This window comes from Octadecabacter arcticus 238 (genome assembly GCF_000155735.2).
Taxonomy (GTDB): Bacteria; Pseudomonadota; Alphaproteobacteria; order Rhodobacterales; family Rhodobacteraceae; genus Octadecabacter; species Octadecabacter arcticus.
Map to the genome: position 1 here is coordinate 3,918,415 of NC_020908.1, position 15,229 is coordinate 3,933,643.

Annotated in this window: 19 protein-coding genes and 6 pseudogenes; 11 read left to right on the top strand and 14 right to left on the bottom strand. The window is 55.0% G+C overall.

Annotated features, from left to right (window positions below; translation table 11 throughout):
• The 12 genes from OA238_RS20175 to rpmC all read right to left on the bottom strand — a co-directional run bounded on the left by OA238_RS20175 (position 1) and on the right by rpmC (position 5,756).
• The gene (locus tag OA238_RS20175; RefSeq protein WP_044038568.1) at positions 1-1,212 is read right to left on the bottom strand and encodes a threonine ammonia-lyase; all 1,212 of its coding nucleotides are present in this window, start codon (positions 1,210-1,212) and stop codon (positions 1-3) included.
• A gap of 228 nt (positions 1,213-1,440) precedes the next feature.
• Positions 1,441-1,629 carry a 50S ribosomal protein L30 gene (gene rpmD / locus OA238_RS20180; protein ID WP_015496630.1) on the bottom strand — a complete coding sequence of 63 codons (189 nt, stop codon included), beginning with the start codon at positions 1,627-1,629 and terminating at the stop codon, positions 1,441-1,443.
• 3 nt (positions 1,630-1,632) lie between these two features.
• Positions 1,633-2,211, bottom strand: coding sequence for a 30S ribosomal protein S5 (rpsE, locus tag OA238_RS20185; RefSeq protein WP_015496631.1), 579 nt, complete (start codon positions 2,209-2,211; stop codon positions 1,633-1,635).
• A 126-nt stretch (positions 2,212-2,337) separates the two neighbouring features.
• Complete coding sequence (rplR, locus tag OA238_RS20190) at positions 2,338-2,697, bottom strand: 50S ribosomal protein L18 (RefSeq protein WP_015496632.1); 360 nt, start codon at positions 2,695-2,697, stop codon at positions 2,338-2,340.
• An 11-nt stretch (positions 2,698-2,708) separates the two neighbouring features.
• Positions 2,709-3,239, bottom strand: a complete 531-nt coding sequence (rplF, locus tag OA238_RS20195; RefSeq protein WP_015496633.1) for a 50S ribosomal protein L6 — start codon at positions 3,237-3,239, stop codon at positions 2,709-2,711.
• A 10-nt stretch (positions 3,240-3,249) separates the two neighbouring features.
• Entirely contained in the window at positions 3,250-3,642 is a 393-nt protein-coding gene (rpsH, locus tag OA238_RS20200) for a 30S ribosomal protein S8 (protein ID WP_015496634.1), read from the bottom strand.
• Between the two features lie 12 nt (positions 3,643-3,654).
• Positions 3,655-3,960, bottom strand: coding sequence for a 30S ribosomal protein S14 (rpsN, locus tag OA238_RS20205; RefSeq protein WP_015496635.1), 306 nt, complete (start codon positions 3,958-3,960; stop codon positions 3,655-3,657).
• A gap of 13 nt (positions 3,961-3,973) precedes the next feature.
• Complete coding sequence (gene rplE / locus OA238_RS20210) at positions 3,974-4,537, bottom strand: 50S ribosomal protein L5 (protein WP_015496636.1); 564 nt, start codon at positions 4,535-4,537, stop codon at positions 3,974-3,976.
• Positions 4,537-4,842, bottom strand: coding sequence for a 50S ribosomal protein L24 (gene rplX, locus OA238_RS20215; protein WP_015496637.1), 306 nt, complete (start codon positions 4,840-4,842; stop codon positions 4,537-4,539). Before rplX ends, rplE begins: the two co-directional genes overlap by 1 nt.
• Positions 4,842-5,210 carry a 50S ribosomal protein L14 gene (gene rplN, locus OA238_RS20220; RefSeq protein ID WP_015496638.1) on the bottom strand — a complete coding sequence of 123 codons (369 nt, stop codon included), beginning with the start codon at positions 5,208-5,210 and terminating at the stop codon, positions 4,842-4,844. The genes rplX and rplN overlap by 1 nt, the downstream gene beginning before the upstream one ends.
• A gap of 81 nt (positions 5,211-5,291) precedes the next feature.
• A complete protein-coding gene (rpsQ, locus tag OA238_RS20225) occupies positions 5,292-5,519 on the bottom strand; it encodes a 30S ribosomal protein S17 (protein ID WP_015496639.1) in 228 nt (75 codons plus the stop codon).
• Positions 5,520-5,522: 3 nt separating this feature from the next.
• A complete protein-coding gene (gene rpmC, locus OA238_RS20230) occupies positions 5,523-5,756 on the bottom strand; it encodes a 50S ribosomal protein L29 (RefSeq protein WP_015496640.1) in 234 nt (77 codons plus the stop codon).
• A gap of 405 nt (positions 5,757-6,161) precedes the next feature.
• On the opposite strand from rpmC, the pseudogene rplW reads away from it, so the two are divergent.
• Positions 6,162-6,293, top strand: a pseudogene (gene rplW / locus OA238_RS20235) (50S ribosomal protein L23); the annotation flags it as partial.
• 159 nt (positions 6,294-6,452) lie between these two features.
• Positions 6,453-6,812 (top strand): annotated as a pseudogene (locus OA238_RS35185) (AlbA family DNA-binding domain-containing protein); the annotation flags it as partial.
• Positions 6,813-6,958: 146 nt separating this feature from the next.
• Here OA238_RS35185 and OA238_RS20245 read toward each other — a convergent pair.
• Positions 6,959-7,876: pseudogene (locus OA238_RS20245) on the bottom strand (IS30 family transposase); the annotation flags it as partial.
• A gap of 73 nt (positions 7,877-7,949) precedes the next feature.
• On the opposite strand from OA238_RS20245, the gene OA238_RS20250 reads away from it, so the two are divergent.
• The 3 genes and pseudogenes from OA238_RS20250 to OA238_RS20265 all read left to right on the top strand — a co-directional run.
• Positions 7,950-8,192, top strand: a complete 243-nt coding sequence (locus OA238_RS20250) for a hypothetical protein (RefSeq protein ID WP_187293082.1) — start codon at positions 7,950-7,952, stop codon at positions 8,190-8,192.
• Between the two features lie 46 nt (positions 8,193-8,238).
• On the top strand, positions 8,239-9,369 hold the full coding sequence (locus tag OA238_RS20255; RefSeq protein ID WP_015494934.1) for an ISAs1 family transposase: 1,131 nt from the start codon (positions 8,239-8,241) through the stop codon (positions 9,367-9,369).
• Between the two features lie 11 nt (positions 9,370-9,380).
• Positions 9,381-10,672 (top strand): annotated as a pseudogene (locus OA238_RS20265) (IS3 family transposase); the annotation flags it as partial.
• A 21-nt stretch (positions 10,673-10,693) separates the two neighbouring features.
• Here OA238_RS20265 and OA238_RS34580 read toward each other — a convergent pair.
• Positions 10,694-10,819, bottom strand: a pseudogene (locus OA238_RS34580) (IS30 family transposase); the annotation flags it as partial.
• Positions 10,820-11,345: 526 nt separating this feature from the next.
• On the opposite strand from OA238_RS34580, the pseudogene OA238_RS20275 reads away from it, so the two are divergent.
• The 6 genes and pseudogenes from OA238_RS20275 to rpsC all read left to right on the top strand — a co-directional run bounded on the left by OA238_RS20275 (position 11,346) and on the right by rpsC (position 15,218).
• Positions 11,346-12,366 (top strand): annotated as a pseudogene (locus tag OA238_RS20275) (IS30 family transposase).
• Complete coding sequence (locus tag OA238_RS20280; protein WP_083906788.1) at positions 12,363-12,800, top strand: ATP-binding protein; 438 nt, start codon at positions 12,363-12,365, stop codon at positions 12,798-12,800. Before OA238_RS20275 ends, OA238_RS20280 begins: the two are co-directional and overlap by 4 nt.
• Before the next feature lie 194 nt (positions 12,801-12,994).
• Positions 12,995-13,837 carry a 50S ribosomal protein L2 gene (gene rplB, locus OA238_RS20285; protein ID WP_015496642.1) on the top strand — a complete coding sequence of 281 codons (843 nt, stop codon included), beginning with the start codon at positions 12,995-12,997 and terminating at the stop codon, positions 13,835-13,837.
• Positions 13,838-13,839: 2 nt separating this feature from the next.
• Complete coding sequence (gene rpsS / locus OA238_RS20290; RefSeq protein WP_015496643.1) at positions 13,840-14,118, top strand: 30S ribosomal protein S19; 279 nt, start codon at positions 13,840-13,842, stop codon at positions 14,116-14,118.
• 3 nt (positions 14,119-14,121) lie between these two features.
• Positions 14,122-14,502: a 50S ribosomal protein L22 gene (rplV, locus tag OA238_RS20295; protein WP_015496644.1), complete on the top strand. Its 381-nt coding sequence runs from the start codon at positions 14,122-14,124 to the stop codon at positions 14,500-14,502.
• A complete protein-coding gene (gene rpsC, locus OA238_RS20300; RefSeq protein ID WP_015496645.1) occupies positions 14,502-15,218 on the top strand; it encodes a 30S ribosomal protein S3 in 717 nt (238 codons plus the stop codon). Before rplV ends, rpsC begins: the two co-directional genes overlap by 1 nt.
• Positions 15,219-15,229 lie beyond the last annotated feature (11 nt).

Below are 15,229 nucleotides of genomic sequence, written 5' to 3' on the forward strand. Positions count from 1 at the left end.
TCAAACCCCACTATCCGTTTTCACGCTGAAGCCCTGCCCACGCAGAGTTTCGACAATCCCGCGCACGTGGCCCATGTCGCGTGCCTCTATGACAACGTCCAACTCCGCTTGTTTCAGGGATACCGATTGCATCATGCGTTGGTGGATGACTTCGACGACGTTGGCGCCCGCTTCGCTGATGATGCGGCTGATGGTGGCGAGTTGGCCGGGAGTGTCGTCAATCTCGAATGTCAGGCGGGTGATGCGGCCGTCGCGCACGAGGCCGCGCAGGATCAGGGTTGAGAGCAGGCGGCTGTCGATGTTGCCGCCGCAGATGACCAACCCGACCTTTTTGCCTTTGTAAGCGTCGAGGTTGTTTTTGATCACCGCAAGCCCTGCCCCCGGTGCGCCTTCGGCGACGAGTTTCTCGGCTGAGAGAAGATCGAAGACCGCATCCTCGATCTCGGCCTCTGTGGCGGTGTCGATGCGGGTGACGTGCTGTTTGATGGTCGCAATATTGGCTGCACTTGGCGCTTTGACGGCGATGCCCTCGGCGAGGGTTGCGCCTGCGAAGTGCGTGGCAGTGCCATCAAATTGGGCCTTTACCGCGTCAAAGATCGCGGCTTGTGCGCCGATGATCAGGACGTCGGGTTTGACGGATTTGGCGGCCACAGCCATGCCCGCAATCAAGCCGCCACCGCCAACGGGCACGACGATCACGTCAAGATCGGGCAGGTCTTCGAGCATTTCAAGCGCGACGCTGCCCTGCCCTGCCGCGACGACGGGATCGTCGAACGGATGAATGAACGTCAGCCCGTCGCGCGCGGCAAGGTCGAGGGTCAACTGCACGCTGTCATCAAAGCCGACCCCGTGTTGGATGACGGTAGCACCGAAATCTTCGGTGCGTTTTAGCTTATTAAACGGGGTGCCTTCGGGCATGACGATAGTGGATGCGATGCCCAGACGGGTGGCGTGGTAAGCGACGCCTTGGGCGTGGTTGCCCGCGCTACAAGCGATGACACCCGCCTTTTTTTGGGCCTCTGTGAGGGTCAGCAATTTGGCCAGCGCACCGCGTGCTTTGAATGCGTTTGTGTGTTGCAGATTTTCGAGCTTGAGATGCAGATCGATGCCCAATTGTAGCGACAGGCGCGCGGCTTGGATCGTTGGCGTGCGGATCGTGGCGTCGCGGATCGCGGCGTAGGTCTGATGGATAAGGGCGGGGGTGAGGGTCACTGGCGCATCCTTTCGCGGGAAATCCTTGAAAAGTTCGTCGCCCTGCACCCTGATGTCAACGCATGTCGGGTGGCGCGGCCGATCAGGATGCAAGGGTCGAGCGTGAATGTGATTGGGTTTGTGCTTGGCCAAGCGCTGAAGAAACCGCGGCTCGCTGTGGTCCCAACAACAAAAAAACGCCCTGCTCATAAAAGCAGGGCGTTCAAAATAGTGCGAAAGGTTAGGCTCTTAGCCCTTCTCTTCGATGATCTCCACCATGTGGGAGATCTTAGCGACCATGCCACGAACGGAAGGAGTGTCTTCCAGTTCACGTGTTTTGTGCATCTTGTTAAGACCCAGACCGATGAGCGTTTGCTTTTGGTCTTTTGGGCGACGGATCGGGGAGCCGATCTGTTTTACGACGATTGTTTTAGCCATGGTTTAGGCCTCCTCAGCTTCAGCTGCGACGTCGGCTACGGGCGCATCGTCGCGCTTGGGCAGAATGTCAGCAACTTTTTTACCGCGACGTTGGGCAACGGAACGAGGCGAAGACTCTTTCTTGAGGCCGTCCATCGTGGCGCGGATCATGTTATATGGGTTGGACGAGCCAATGGATTTCGCAACCACGTCCTGAATGCCAAGCATTTCGAACACGGCACGCATTGGGCCACCGGCGATGATACCGGAACCTTGTGGTGCGGAACGCATGACAACTTTACCGGCGCCGTGGCGGCCTTCCATGTCATGGTGCAATGTGCGGCCTTCGCGAAGCTGAACGCGGATCATCTGGCGTTTGGCCTGCTCGGTCGCTTTGCGGATCGCCTCAGGAACTTCCTTGGCTTTACCTTTGCCGAAACCGACACGGCCTTTTTGATCGCCTACAACCACGAGAGCTGCGAAGCCGAAACGCTTACCACCCTTAACGGTTTTGGACACACGGTTGATCGCTACGAGGCGATCTTGAAATTCTGGGTTTTCGTCACGACGATTACCGCCGCGTTGATTTGGTTCACGAGCCATGTGGCCCTCCTAGATTTGGGTGGCACGCCCCGATTAAAAGGGTGGCGCCGTTTGTATCGATCCAAGTGGGCCGAAACCCCCGGATCATCGGAAGGGCCACACAATCGCGCGGCCCTTCGCAGAAATTTAGATCTTCAAGCCAGCTTCACGCGCAGCTTCGGCCAAGGCCTTCACTTTGCCGTGGAACAAGAAACCGCCACGGTCGAAGTAGGCTTCGGACACGCCGGCCTTTTTCGCACGTTCTGCGATCGTAGCGCCAACTTTGGCTGCTGCTTCGACGTTGTTCTGACCAACGATGCCCAGATCCTTCTCGAGAGAAGACGCTGAGGCAAGAGTTACGCCGTTCACATCGTCGATCAACTGCACGCTGATGTTCTTGTTGGAGCGGTGAACGGACAGACGCGGGCGTCCTGCGTTCACTTTGCGAAGCTTGTTCCGAACGCGCATACGGCGTTTGATGAACAACTGTCGTTTTGTGTTTGCCATCTGTTCGGTCCTTACCTTTTGCCTTCTTTGCGGAAGACGTATTCGCCCGCATACCGGATGCCTTTGCCCTTATAGGGCTCTGGCTTACGCCACTCGCGGATGTTCGCCGCAACCTGACCGACCTGTTGTTCGTCGATACCCTCGACGATAATCTGGGTCAGCTTCGGTGCCGTAACGGTGACACCTTCAGGAACGATGAAATCAACATCGTGGCTGTAGCCAAGGTTCAGTTTCAAGACGTTGCCCTGAATCTGAGCGCGGTAACCAACGCCCTGAATTTCAAGCTCTTTCTTGAAACCAGCGGTGACGCCAGTGACGAGATTTTGAATCCGCGTGCGTGACATACCCCATTGCTGACGTGCGCGCTTGGACTTGCCACGCGGCACTACAGAAACGGATCCTTCTTCGACGGACAACGTGACGTCGTCAGTCGCTTTGAAGCTACGGGTCCCTTTAGGGCCTTTTACTTCGATAGATTGGCCGGACACCAAGGCAGTTACGCCATCAGGAAGACCAACCGATTTTTTACCAATACGAGACATCTTGCGCTCCTTAGAATACGGTGCAAAGCACTTCGCCGCCAACATTGGCCGCCCGTGCTGACGCGTCCGACATCACACCCCGTGGGGTGGAGACAATCGACACACCGAGGCCCTGACGGACTGTTGGGATGTCATCGACGCCCATGTAAACGCGACGACCGGGAGTAGAAACCCGTTTCACTTCGCGAATGACAGGAGTGCCTTCGTAATACTTCAAGCTGATCTCGAAGGCCGGGTGGCCTTCGGGTGTCTTCGAGGCTTCGTAGCCACGAATATAGCCTTCGTCTGCCAGCACATCGAGTACCCAGCCGCGCAGTTTAGACGCTGGTGTTGCCACCATTGACTTTCCGCGCATTTGGCCGTTCCGGATGCGTGTCAGCATATCGCCGATAGGATCGTTCATAATATGTGCTCCTTACCAGCTAGACTTGACCATACCGGGAATTTCGCCATTGGAACCAAGGTTCCGCAGGGCGATCCGGCTGATCTTTAGCTTACGGTAGTACGCGTGTGGGCGACCTGTAAGCTGGCAACGGTTGTGCAAACGGACCGGCGCAGAGTTGCGCGGCAGCTTGGCAAGTTTCAGACGAGCGTTGAACCGCTCTTCCATCGTCTTGCTGTCATCGAGTGCGATTGCTTTGAGTTCGGCGCGCTTGGCTGCGTACTTCTTGACGAGCTTTTCACGCTTAACTTCGCGGGCGATCATGGATTTTTTAGCCATACTATCTGTCCCTTTAGCTGTTGAACGGCATGTTGAAGTGCTTCAACAGCGATTTTGCTTCTGCATCGTTGTCTGCGGTTGTGCAGATGACGATATCCATACCCCAATTTACATCGACGTTGTCGAAGTTAATTTCGGGGAAGACGATATGTTCCTTGAGGCCCATGGCGTAGTTGCCACGACCATCGAACGATTTGCCGGGTACGCCGCGGAAGTCACGGATACGGGGCATTGCGATCATGGTCAGACGGTCAAGGAATTCATACATGCGGTTGCCACGAAGAGTGACTTTCGCGCCAAGCGGCATGTCTTCACGAACGCGGAAACCAGCGATTGATTTCTTTGCTTTGGTGACGACGGCCATTTGACCTGCGATTGCCGACAAATCATCTTGCGCCGATTTGGCTTTCTTGGTGTCGTTCACGGCTTCGGAGCCGCAACCAATGTTCAAGACGATCTTTTCCAGACGTGGTGTCTGCATCGCGTTCTTGTATGAAAACTCTTCCATCATGGCAGCACGGATGCTGTCATGATACATGGCCTTCAGACGGGGGGTGTAGGTTGTTGAATCAAGCATTAGATCACATCCCCTGTTGTCTTGGCGAAGCGCACTTTCTTGTCGCCGTCCATTTTAAAGCCGACGCGCGTTGCTTTGCCGTTCGCATCCACAACCGCGAGGTTGGAAAGCTGGATCGGCATCGCCTTGGGTGTGCGACCACCCTGGTTTGTCTGGCTTTGTTTAACGTGGCGGATGGCGACATTTACGCCATCTACGATTGCCTTGCCGGACTTGGGATCAACGGACGAAATTTCGCCTGTCATGCCTTTGTCTTTGCCGGCCAGCACGATGACATTGTCACCTTTGCGAAGCTTAGCAGCCATTAGAGCACCTCCGGAGCGAGCGAGATGATCTTCATGAAGTTCTTCGCGCGCAGCTCGCGAACCACTGGCCCAAAGATACGGGTACCAATCGGTTCGTTTGAATTGTTGAGGATGACAGCCGCGTTGGTGTCAAACTTGATTGCAGTTCCGTCATCGCGACGAACCTGCTTTTTCGTGCGAACGACGACGGCCTTGCGGACGTCACCCTTCTTAACACGGCCACGTGGAATGGCCTCTTTCACCGATACGACGATAATATCGCCGACCGATGCGTAACGACGGTGCGAACCGCCGAGAACCTTAATGCACTGAACACGGCGGGCGCCGCTGTTGTCAGCCACTTCAAGGTTGGTCTGCATCTGGATCATTTAGATTACTCCCGACCTATAGGGTTCACCCCGATTACTGACCGGGCCCCTAGGGTTTCGTTAAACTGGAAAAGTGGTCGCTTACGCGATCACTTCCCAGCGCTTGGTTTTAGACCGAGGCGCACATTCCTGGATGCGAACTTGGGCACCGACTTGGATTGTGTTGGCTTCATCGTGGGCCCGATACTTTTTGGACTTACGAATGGTCTTTTTCAGGACCGGATGCGTGAAACGACGCTCCACAGATACGGTGACGGTTTGTTCGTTTTGGTTGCTTGTGACAACGCCGGTCAGGATACGCTTGGGCATCTATTAAGCCTCCGCTTTATCGTTAGCGGACTTGGCGTCCGACGCAGCCGCAGCCGCCATTTCGTTTAGGATAGTTTTAACACGGGCCGCAGAGCGTTTGACAACGCGCATACGGGCAGTGTTTTCCATCGTGCCAGTCGCCTGCTGAAAACGCAGGTTGAAGGCTTCTTTCTTGAGGTTGGACAACTCTTCACGGAGTTGATCCGGCGTTTTACCGCGCAGTTCAGTGGCGTCCATTGGACTATTCCTTTGTCAACATCACCGGAGGGCCGCAGAAGCGTGACCCGATTCCCGATGGAGTGGGTAGAAGTGGGCCGTATAGGGGAGGTGTTAGGGTGTGGCAAGGGTCAAGTATGTGCTTTTCGACAAGGAAATAGATGTGCACCCTGCACTCTCGACGAGGAAGCGGCTACCGTCTCAACAGTCGTATCTGAGGGCACAAAATTTGACATTTTTCCCACCCTCCCGATTGGATGAATATAACAATGGTGGCCGTAGCTATATGGTTTTTGATAGTATGGCGCGTATTTCTCTCATCTGAGGGACCATCGGATACCAAATTTTGGCCGATGCTGGCGCTTTTTGCCTACTTGGGTCCGGTGTTCATGATATTTCAGGCCATCTGGATAAGGCGCCCCTAGAAAAGCAACAATGGCGTCTGAACACAACGCCGTCGTCTTTGAAGTGCATATCGACGCCAACAAGCCGATTGTCAAAGAGGCCGTCAAGACGCTCTTTGAAGGCAACACAATCGACGTGAGCACCGGTCTGTAAAGACTGAGGTTGCGTTAGAGATAAAGGAGGCCCCTCGCTGAGAAGTGAGGGGCCTTTTCTTTTGTCTTAAAGATCGATCATAATGAGCTTGTTGTTCGCTGTCGCATTCGATCGAAAACGGTTGAAGTTATAGAGATCTCTGGTCGGGATGCCGTTGCCTTGCTTGAGGGGACCGAAGGACACTTCCTAGACTTCAAGGGTAAAGAGCTAAAACCCGCAAGCCTAAGCAAGACAATCTCCGCATTTGCCAACGCAAGTGGTGGTGAAATTTTCTTAGGCGTCGATGAGGTTGAGGGATTGTCTGGAAAAGAGCACCATTGGAATGGTTTTGATGAGCAGGAGGCTGCGAACGGTACTCACCAAGTCCTTCATGATCTCGATCCATCGGGGGCTGATATTTCGACTCAGTTTCTCACTGCGAAAGAGCAGTCGGGCTTTATTCTGCATGTGCTTGTTGAAAAGAGTCAAAGAGTCATCAAAGCAACCAGTGAAAAGGTATACCTTAGAAAGGGTGCTCAAAACTTACCTCTTACCGCGGAAGCGATTGATCGACTGAAGTTCGACAAGGGAATAAAATCTTATGAAGATGAAATCCTAAATATAGATCACGATGAGATATCGAATTCTGAAACAGTCATTGAATTTATGCTTGGCACCGCTTGGATTCAAACATCAAGTGCAACGGTTGATTTAAAGGCCACGATTTCGTCGGCCATAGCTTCAGCGGGTGTTCTCCATCCGAGGGTTTTTCTTGGACGGTTGTTCATCAGGTTTGCAACGTCGTTCAGCCATGTTTGGCTTGCACCGTTCAGGTCAGTTCCTTTGGGCATGAACTGACGCAGCAGTCCGTTGGTGTTCTCGTTGCTGCCGCGCTGCTAGGGAGCATGCGGATCGCAGAACCAGATATCAATTTTCAATCGTCGCGCCAATTCACGATGGCAGGCCATTTCGGAGCCACGGTCATAGGTCATGCTCTTGCGCAAATCAGCGGGTAGTCGTCTCATCTGGCGGGTGAAGCTGTCAAGCGCGGCCTCGGCCCCATTGCCATCCATTTTGCAAAGAATGACAAAGCGTGTCTTGCGCTCGACCAAGGTCCCCACTGACGAGCGATTGAATGCGCCCTTGATGAGGTCGCCCTCCCAATGGCCTGGTACCAGTCGTGCTTCGATCTCTTCAGGGCGATTGATAATGCGCAATGATTCCGGGACCATAGCACTGCCCACCGCTGTCCTGCGCTTGAGCCCACGCTTAGGCTTCGCTTGACGCAACGCCTCGATCATCGCCGCCTTCAGCCCGCCACGTGGCTGCGCGTAAATCGCGGCATAGATGGTCTCATGGCTCACATGGGCGGATGGATCATCAGGCTTCATGAGACGCAGTCTCTGCGCAATCTGCTCAGGCGACCAGTGCAGATGTACGAGCTTGCCATGAACGAAACGATAAAGATCGCTCCCCTCCACAAGCTTGCGCTTGCGGCGGCAGCGCGCGCGCCGGGCATCATAGGCCTGCCGCGCCGCTTGCGGGCAATAGCTGCCGTCTTCCTGCCGACCTCGCGCCAGCTCACGGCAGATCGTGCTCGCCGGGCCCTCCGTGCCAATAAGCGTGAGACAATTGACTGGCTAAAGTTTACACTTGAGGGCGTAGGAGAACGAACCCATGGTTATGCCTTCACAATCACCACTTTCGCCAGATGCTGGATCTGGAGCCGTTTTGGCCCCGACGTCGCCTCCCCGCGTTGTTAATGCGCCGTTGGCTCCCACAGCGGAACTGACGAGCATCCCAAAGCGACGCAACTTCACAGCCAAATACAAACTGCGCATTCTGGATGAGACGGACCAAGTGGCAGACACTGGCGGGGTTTCCGCCATTCTACAGCAGGGGAATCGCGTTTGGAACTGAGTGAGTAAAGGATTGCTCTTGCAGGTGATGGCGGGATGGATTCTGGATGGGTGGTTGTTCTCATCGGGTGCTCATCGCCATGCATATTTTTCTATCCGCCTTCGACGAAGTTCCTGATCCGCGCGCCAGTAACGTGCGCCACGACCTTGGTGAACTGCTCGTTATCGCCTTCGTGTCGGTCTTATGTGGATCGACCTCCTGCGCCGAGATGGCCGCATTTGGCCGTGCAAAAGAGAGCTTTTTCAGGAACTTCCTGAAACTCAAGCATGCCATTCCATCGCATGATACCTTCTCGGAGGTCTTCCGGATCATCGACCCGAAGGCACTCGATGCGGCCTTCAGTAAGGTACTTGCCGATGTGACCAAGCTCCTCAAAGACGGTGATATCATCGCGATTGACGGCAAAGCGTTACGGGGTGCGCGCGACCCGGGCGAAAGCGCACGGACCCGCATGATGGTCTCAGCCTATGCCTCGCGGCTGCGCCTGACGTTGGCGACAGTACCTGCCGACCGAGGCACAGAACTCAGCGCGGCCATAGAGGCGCTTGGGTTGATCGATCTGCGGGGCAAGGTGGTCACCGGTGATGCATTACATTGCAACCGCCGCACGGTTGCCGCAATCAACGCAGGCGGCGGTGATTGGTGCCTCGCCCTCAAGGGTAACCAGGAATCCCTGTTGTCTGACGCCCGTGGATGTTTCAGCAAGGGGCACAAAAGCGATCCAACAGCCGTTACGGAAAATACCGGCCATGGAAGAAAAGAAACCCGTAAGGCGGTCGTGGTATCGGCTAAGGCATTGGCAGAATACCACGAATTCCCTGGCCTCAAGGGGTTCGGTCGCATCGAGGCGACCAGAGAGACGGGCGGAAAGGTGACCTCAGAGACCCGCTACTTCGCGCTGTCTTGGGTTCCCACACCTGAGGTGCTGCTGGCCGCTGTCCGCGACCATTGGGCCATCGAAAATGCCCTTCATTGGCAGTTGGATGTGTCTTTCCGCGAGGACGCCGCACGCAATCGGAAAGACAACGGTCCCGGCAACATCGCCGTTCTACGTCGCCGCGCACTCGACGTCCTCCGGCGTGACACATCCAAGGGCTCTCTCTCCATAAAAATCAAACGTGCAGGCTGGGACACCACCTTCTTACGCAGCATTCTCAGTGACTTGGCAACAACATGAGCCAAACGCGATTGCCCTGCATTCTACGGCGGGAGGGGCTTTATTCCTCTGCACTGACCGATTGGCGCCGTGCGCGGGCGGCCGGCACATTGGGTGCATTGCAGCCAATGCGCCGTGGCCCACAAAAGGCACCTGCCAATCCATTGCAAGCTGAGCTGGCCAAGGCCAACCGTGAGGTGACAGCCTTGCGGCGCCGTCTGGATCAGGCGGAAGCCATCATTGCCATCCAAAAAAAAGTGGCGGGACTTCTGGACGAGATGGAGCAGACGCAAGAGCGCAGCGGCAAATCATGATGGCCGTCGCGATTGCATTGCCCACCGGCAGCGGCTTGACCTCGGCTGTCTGCGCCGCGCTATCATTATCGCGCGCGAGCGTTCTTCGACAGCGTGCGGCGCTGACGGCACCACCACGCACACGCCCACCGCGCGCAGCGTCTTCGCGGGCTCTGCCGGAAAGGGAAAGAGACCAGGTATTGCACCACCTGCGCGAACCCCGCTTTGCGGATCAGACGCCCACAGAGGTCTTTGCCACCTTGCTGGATGAAGGCACCTATCTGTGTTCAATCCGCACGATGTATCGGATATTGGCCGCGCAGGGCGAAGTTGGCGAACGCCGCCGACAGAGCACACATCCCGTCTATCAAAAGCCTGAACTTCTAGCTGAAGCCCCCAATCAGGTCTGGTCTTGGGACATCACCAAGCTGATGGGCCCGGTGAAATGGTCCTACTTCTATCTCTATGTCATCCTCGACATCTTCAGCCGCCGCGTTGTTGGCTGGCGCGTCGAGCACGCGGAGAGCGCCAGCCAGTTCAAAGAGCTGTTCATCGACGCGATGGAAAAACACGAGGTTCCACGCGATCAGCTGACATTGCATGCAGATCGCGGTGGGCCCATGAAGGCAAAGACGACAGCCCTGATGCTGGTTGATCTTGGTGTGCTCAAGTTCCACAGTCGGCCCCACACCTCAAACGACAACCCGTTCTCCGAAGCCCACTTCAAAACACTGAAATATCAGCCAGAGTTCCCCAAGAACTTTGAAACCATCGAGCAGGCTCGCGCATTCTGCCGCAGGTTCTTTGCATGGTATAACCAAGACCATCATCACGCCGGGATTGGTCTGATGACGCCCGACCAAATCCATTTTGGGCAGGCCCAAGAAATCTACACCGCGCGACAAGCAACACTAGACGCGGCATTCCTCGCCACGCCCGAACGCTTCGTACACAAACCACCAAAACCGCCTCAAATCCCGACCGCCGTCTGGATCAACCCACCAAAACCAACCGAAGAAACCCAAGCCTAAAGTCCAAAAGCCACTGTCTCAAAGTCGTTGACACGTTCCGGGGCGATGCAAAAGCTGGCCGATCAACCGCTGACTGCTGCCCCTATTATGCTCGGCTAATATCACGCCACGGTCCTCGCTGCTGAGGTGCTTGCTTCGTATGTCCATCACAACATCCTATGCCCAAAGGGCTCTGAGTGTTGCATTTGAAACTTGAGTCTAAGCCGTGCCAACGGCGAACCTAAAGTGTGGTTAGGCAAGCAAAGACTGCTTGATGGAGAGCGGCCAACGGTCGCTGGCGTGCTCCTTTTCTCTGATATCCCACAAGTTATCTTGCCGAAAAGGTCTGCAGTAAAGATTTTACGTTATCAAACGAAGGATGATGCAGAGCGAGACTACTTGACGTCCGATCCTGAAACCATCGAAGGGCCACTTTATTCATTGATCTACGATTCCGTCGAAAGAGTTCGCCAGATCATCGAAGGTATCCAAAAAGTGGGAGCGAAGGGGATGGAGGCAGTTGTTTATCCAGAAGAAGCACTTCATGAGCTAGTTACAAACGCGATCTTGCACCGAGACTACAATGTGGCCTCTGACGTTCAAATTCGCACTTTTGACAATAGAGTCGAAATAGAAAGCTTAGGCTCAAGTTTCAAATGCAACACTCAGAGCCCTTTGGGCATAGGATGTTGTGATGGACATACGAAGCAAGCACCTCAGCAGCGAGGACCGTGGCGTGATATTAGCCGAGCATAATAGGGGCAGCAGTCAGCGGTTGATCGGCCAGCTTTTGCATCGCCCGGCGAGCACGATCTGCCGTGAGCTGGCGCGAGGTCGGCAGGAAGACGGCAGCTATTGCCCGCAGGCGGCGCGGCAGGCCTATGATGCCCGGCGCGCGCTGCCGCCGCAAGCGCAAGCTTGTGGAGGGGAGCGATCTTTATCGTTTCGTTCATGGCAAGCTCGTACATCTGCACTGGTCGCCTGAGCAGATTGCGCAGAGACTGCGTCTCATGAAGCCTGATGATCCATCCGCCCATGTGAGCCATGAGACCATCGATGCCGCGATTTACGCGCAGCCACGTGGTGGGCTGAAGGCGGCGATGATCGAGGCGTTGCGTCAAGCGAAGCCTAAGCGTGGGCTCAAGTGCAGGACAGCGGCGGGCAGTGCTATGGTCCCGGAATCATTGCGCATTATCAATCGCCCTGAAGAGATCGAAGCACGACTGGTACCAGGCCATTGGGAGGGCGACCTCATCAAGGGCGCATTCAATCGCTCGTCAGTGGGGACCTTGGTCGAGCGCAAGACACGCTTCGTCATTCTTTGCAAAATGGATGGCAATGGGGCCGAGGCCGCGCTTGACAGCTTCACCCGCCAGATGAGACGACTACCCGCTGATTTGCGCAAGAGCATGACCTATGACCGTGGCTCCGAAATGGCCTGCCATCCGGAATTGGCGCGACGATTGAAAATTGATATCTGGTTCTGCGATCCGCATGCTCCCTGGCAGCGCGGCAGCAACGAGAACACCAACGGACTGCTGCGTCAGTTCATGCCCAAAAGAACTGACCTGAACGTTGCAAGCCAAACATGGCTCAACGACGTTGCAAACCTGATGAACAACCGTCCAAGAAAAACCCTCGGATGGAGAACACCCGCTGAAGCTATGGCCGACGAAATCGTGGCCTTTAAATCAACCGTTGCACTTGATGTTTGAATCCAAGAAGTCCAGGTAAATTACCTGGACATGTTACAGTATCAAATATTGCTCGAACGCAATTTTCTCGGAACCCTAAGATTGTTCGCTTGGTCAACAAGTTTAAGAATCCACCGAATAAAGATGTGGGTGAGGGGATTAACACAGCATTTGAGGCTATGGAAAAATTGAGGCTCAAGAAGCCCTTCTTCTCCGAGACAGACTCTGGCCTCATGGTTGTGCTCACTCATGAAAGCCTAGCTTCGCCAGAGCAGCTAGTTCTCGAGTATCTTGCTGCGAATGTTGAAGTAACTAATCAACAAGCTCGCGAGCTGACTGGAATTAAGTCAGAAAATACGATGAAGAATGTCTTTTACCGGCTGAGGGATGCCGAGCAAATCGAGCAAACACCGAAGGTTGTTGGGAAGAAGTTTTCTTGGCGGTTGCCGGTATAACCAAAGCGCCCTAGACACCCCATCCAACCCCCGCTACAAGCCACAAATCATCTCAGCCCCAGATTCGTCTGGGGCTTTGTTGTTGTGTTGGTCACTGCGCAGCTTTGAGCACTCCGACAACCAAGTCGGGCACCTACGGGGGCCTATAACATCAGGGCCCATATGGGTCCGCCAAGCAAACGGAAGTAGCAAACATGGCACTAAAGTCGTATAAACCGACGACGCCTGGCCAACGTGGGTTGGTGCTGATTGACCGTTCGGAGCTTTGGAAAGGTCGCCCAGTTAAGGCCCTCACTGAGGGTCTGAGTAAATCGGGCGGACGGAACAACACCGGACGGATCACATCACGTCGTCGTGGTGGTGGGGCAAAACGCCTTTACCGCATCGTAGATTTCAAGCGCAACAAATTCGACGTTCAAGCCGTCGTTGTGCGCATTGAATATGACCCGAACCGCACCGCGTTCATCGCGCTAGTTCAATATACTGATGGCGAACAGACTTATATCATCGCACCGCAGCGTCTTGCGATTGGTGACAAAGTCATCGCGTCTGCCAAGGCAGACATCAAGCCAGGCAACGCAATGCCGTTCTCTGGCATGCCCATCGGTACCATCATCCACAACATTGAGATGAAGCCAGGCAAAGGCGGCCAGATCGCCCGTGCTGCTGGAACATACGCTCAATTCGTTGGTCGGGATGGCGGTTACGCGCAGATCCGTCTGAGCTCGGGTGAACTTCGCCTCGTGCGTCAGGAATGCATGGCCACCGTCGGTGCCGTGTCCAACCCTGACAACTCCAACCAGAACATGGGTAAAGCCGGTCGTATGCGCCATTATGGTAAGCGTCCGTCGGTCCGTGGTGTCGTTATGAACCCTGTCGATCACCCGCATGGTGGTGGTGAAGGTCGTACGTCTGGTGGTCGTCACCCAGTGACGCCATGGGGTAAGCCCACGAAGGGTGCAAAAACCCGCAACAAGAACAAAGCGTCCAACCGGCTTATTGTCCGGTCACGGCACGCCAAAAAGAAGGGTCGTTAAGAATGGCTCGTTCCGTATGGAAAGGTCCGTTCGTTGACAGCTACGTGCTTAAGAAAGCCGCAGTTGCCAAGGAATCTGGACGTAATGACGTAATCAAAATCTGGTCCCGTCGCTCGACGATCCTGCCACAGTTTGTTGGCTTGACGTTCGGCGTTTATAACGGCCGGAAGCATATCCCAGTATCTATCACCGAAGACATGATCGGTCAGAAGTTTGGCGAATATAGCCCGACCCGCACTTATTATGGCCACTCGGCTGATAAAAAAGCGAAGCGGAAATAAGCCATGAGCAAGGATAAAAATCCCCGCCGCGTGGCTGACAACGAAGCCCGTGCAAAACTGCGCATGCTTCGCACTTCACCACAGAAACTGAACCTCGTCGCAGCAATGATCCGCGGCAAAAAGGTGGACAAGGCCCTCACGGACCTGACGTTCTCCAAAAAGCGGATCGCAGCAGATGTGAAGAAATGTCTTCAGTCCGCAATTGCGAACGCAGAAAACAACCACAACCTCGACGTTGATGAACTGATCATCGCCGAAGCCTATGTGGGTAAAAACTTGACGATGAAACGCGGACGCCCTCGTGCCCGTGGCCGTTTCGGCAAAATCGTTAAGCCGTTCTCTGAGCTGACAATCCTGGTGCGCCAAGTTGAGGAGCAAGCATAATGGGTAACAAAGTAAACCCGATCGGCATGCGTCTTCAGGTCAACCGTACCTGGGACAGCCGTTGGTACGCAGATACCAAAGACTACGGCAATCTTCTTCTCGAAGACCTTAAGATCAAGGCCTTCATCAAGAAAGAATGCGCGCAGGCTGGTATTAGCCGTGTCATCATCGAACGTCCGCACAAGAAGTGTCGCGTGACTATTCATACTGCACGCCCTGGCGTCATCATCGGCAAGAAAGGCGCGGACATCGAGACGCTCCGCAAGAAGCTTGCTGCGTTGACCGCCAGCGAACTGCACCTCAATATCCTTGAGGTCCGCAAGCCTGAGCTCGACGCCCAGCTTGTTGGTGAGAGTATCTCGCAGCAGCTCGAACGCCGTGTGTCCTTCCGTCGCGCTATGAAGCGTGCCGTACAGAACGCAATGCGTATGGGTGCCCTTGGTATTCGTGTGAACCTCGCGGGCCGTCTTGGCGGCGCCGAAATCGCGCGGACCGAATGGTATCGTGAGGGCCGCGTGCCTTTGCACACACTTCGTGCCGACATCGATTACGCTCACGTAGAAGCGCAGACTGCCTATGGTATCATCGGGATCAAGACTTGGATCTTCAAAGGTGAAATCATGGAGCACGACCCGTCCGCACATGATCGTAAGCTGCAAGAGCTTCAGGATGGCCCGCCTCCGCGCGGCGCTCGTCCTGGTGGCCGTGATCGCTAGGAGGATTGATC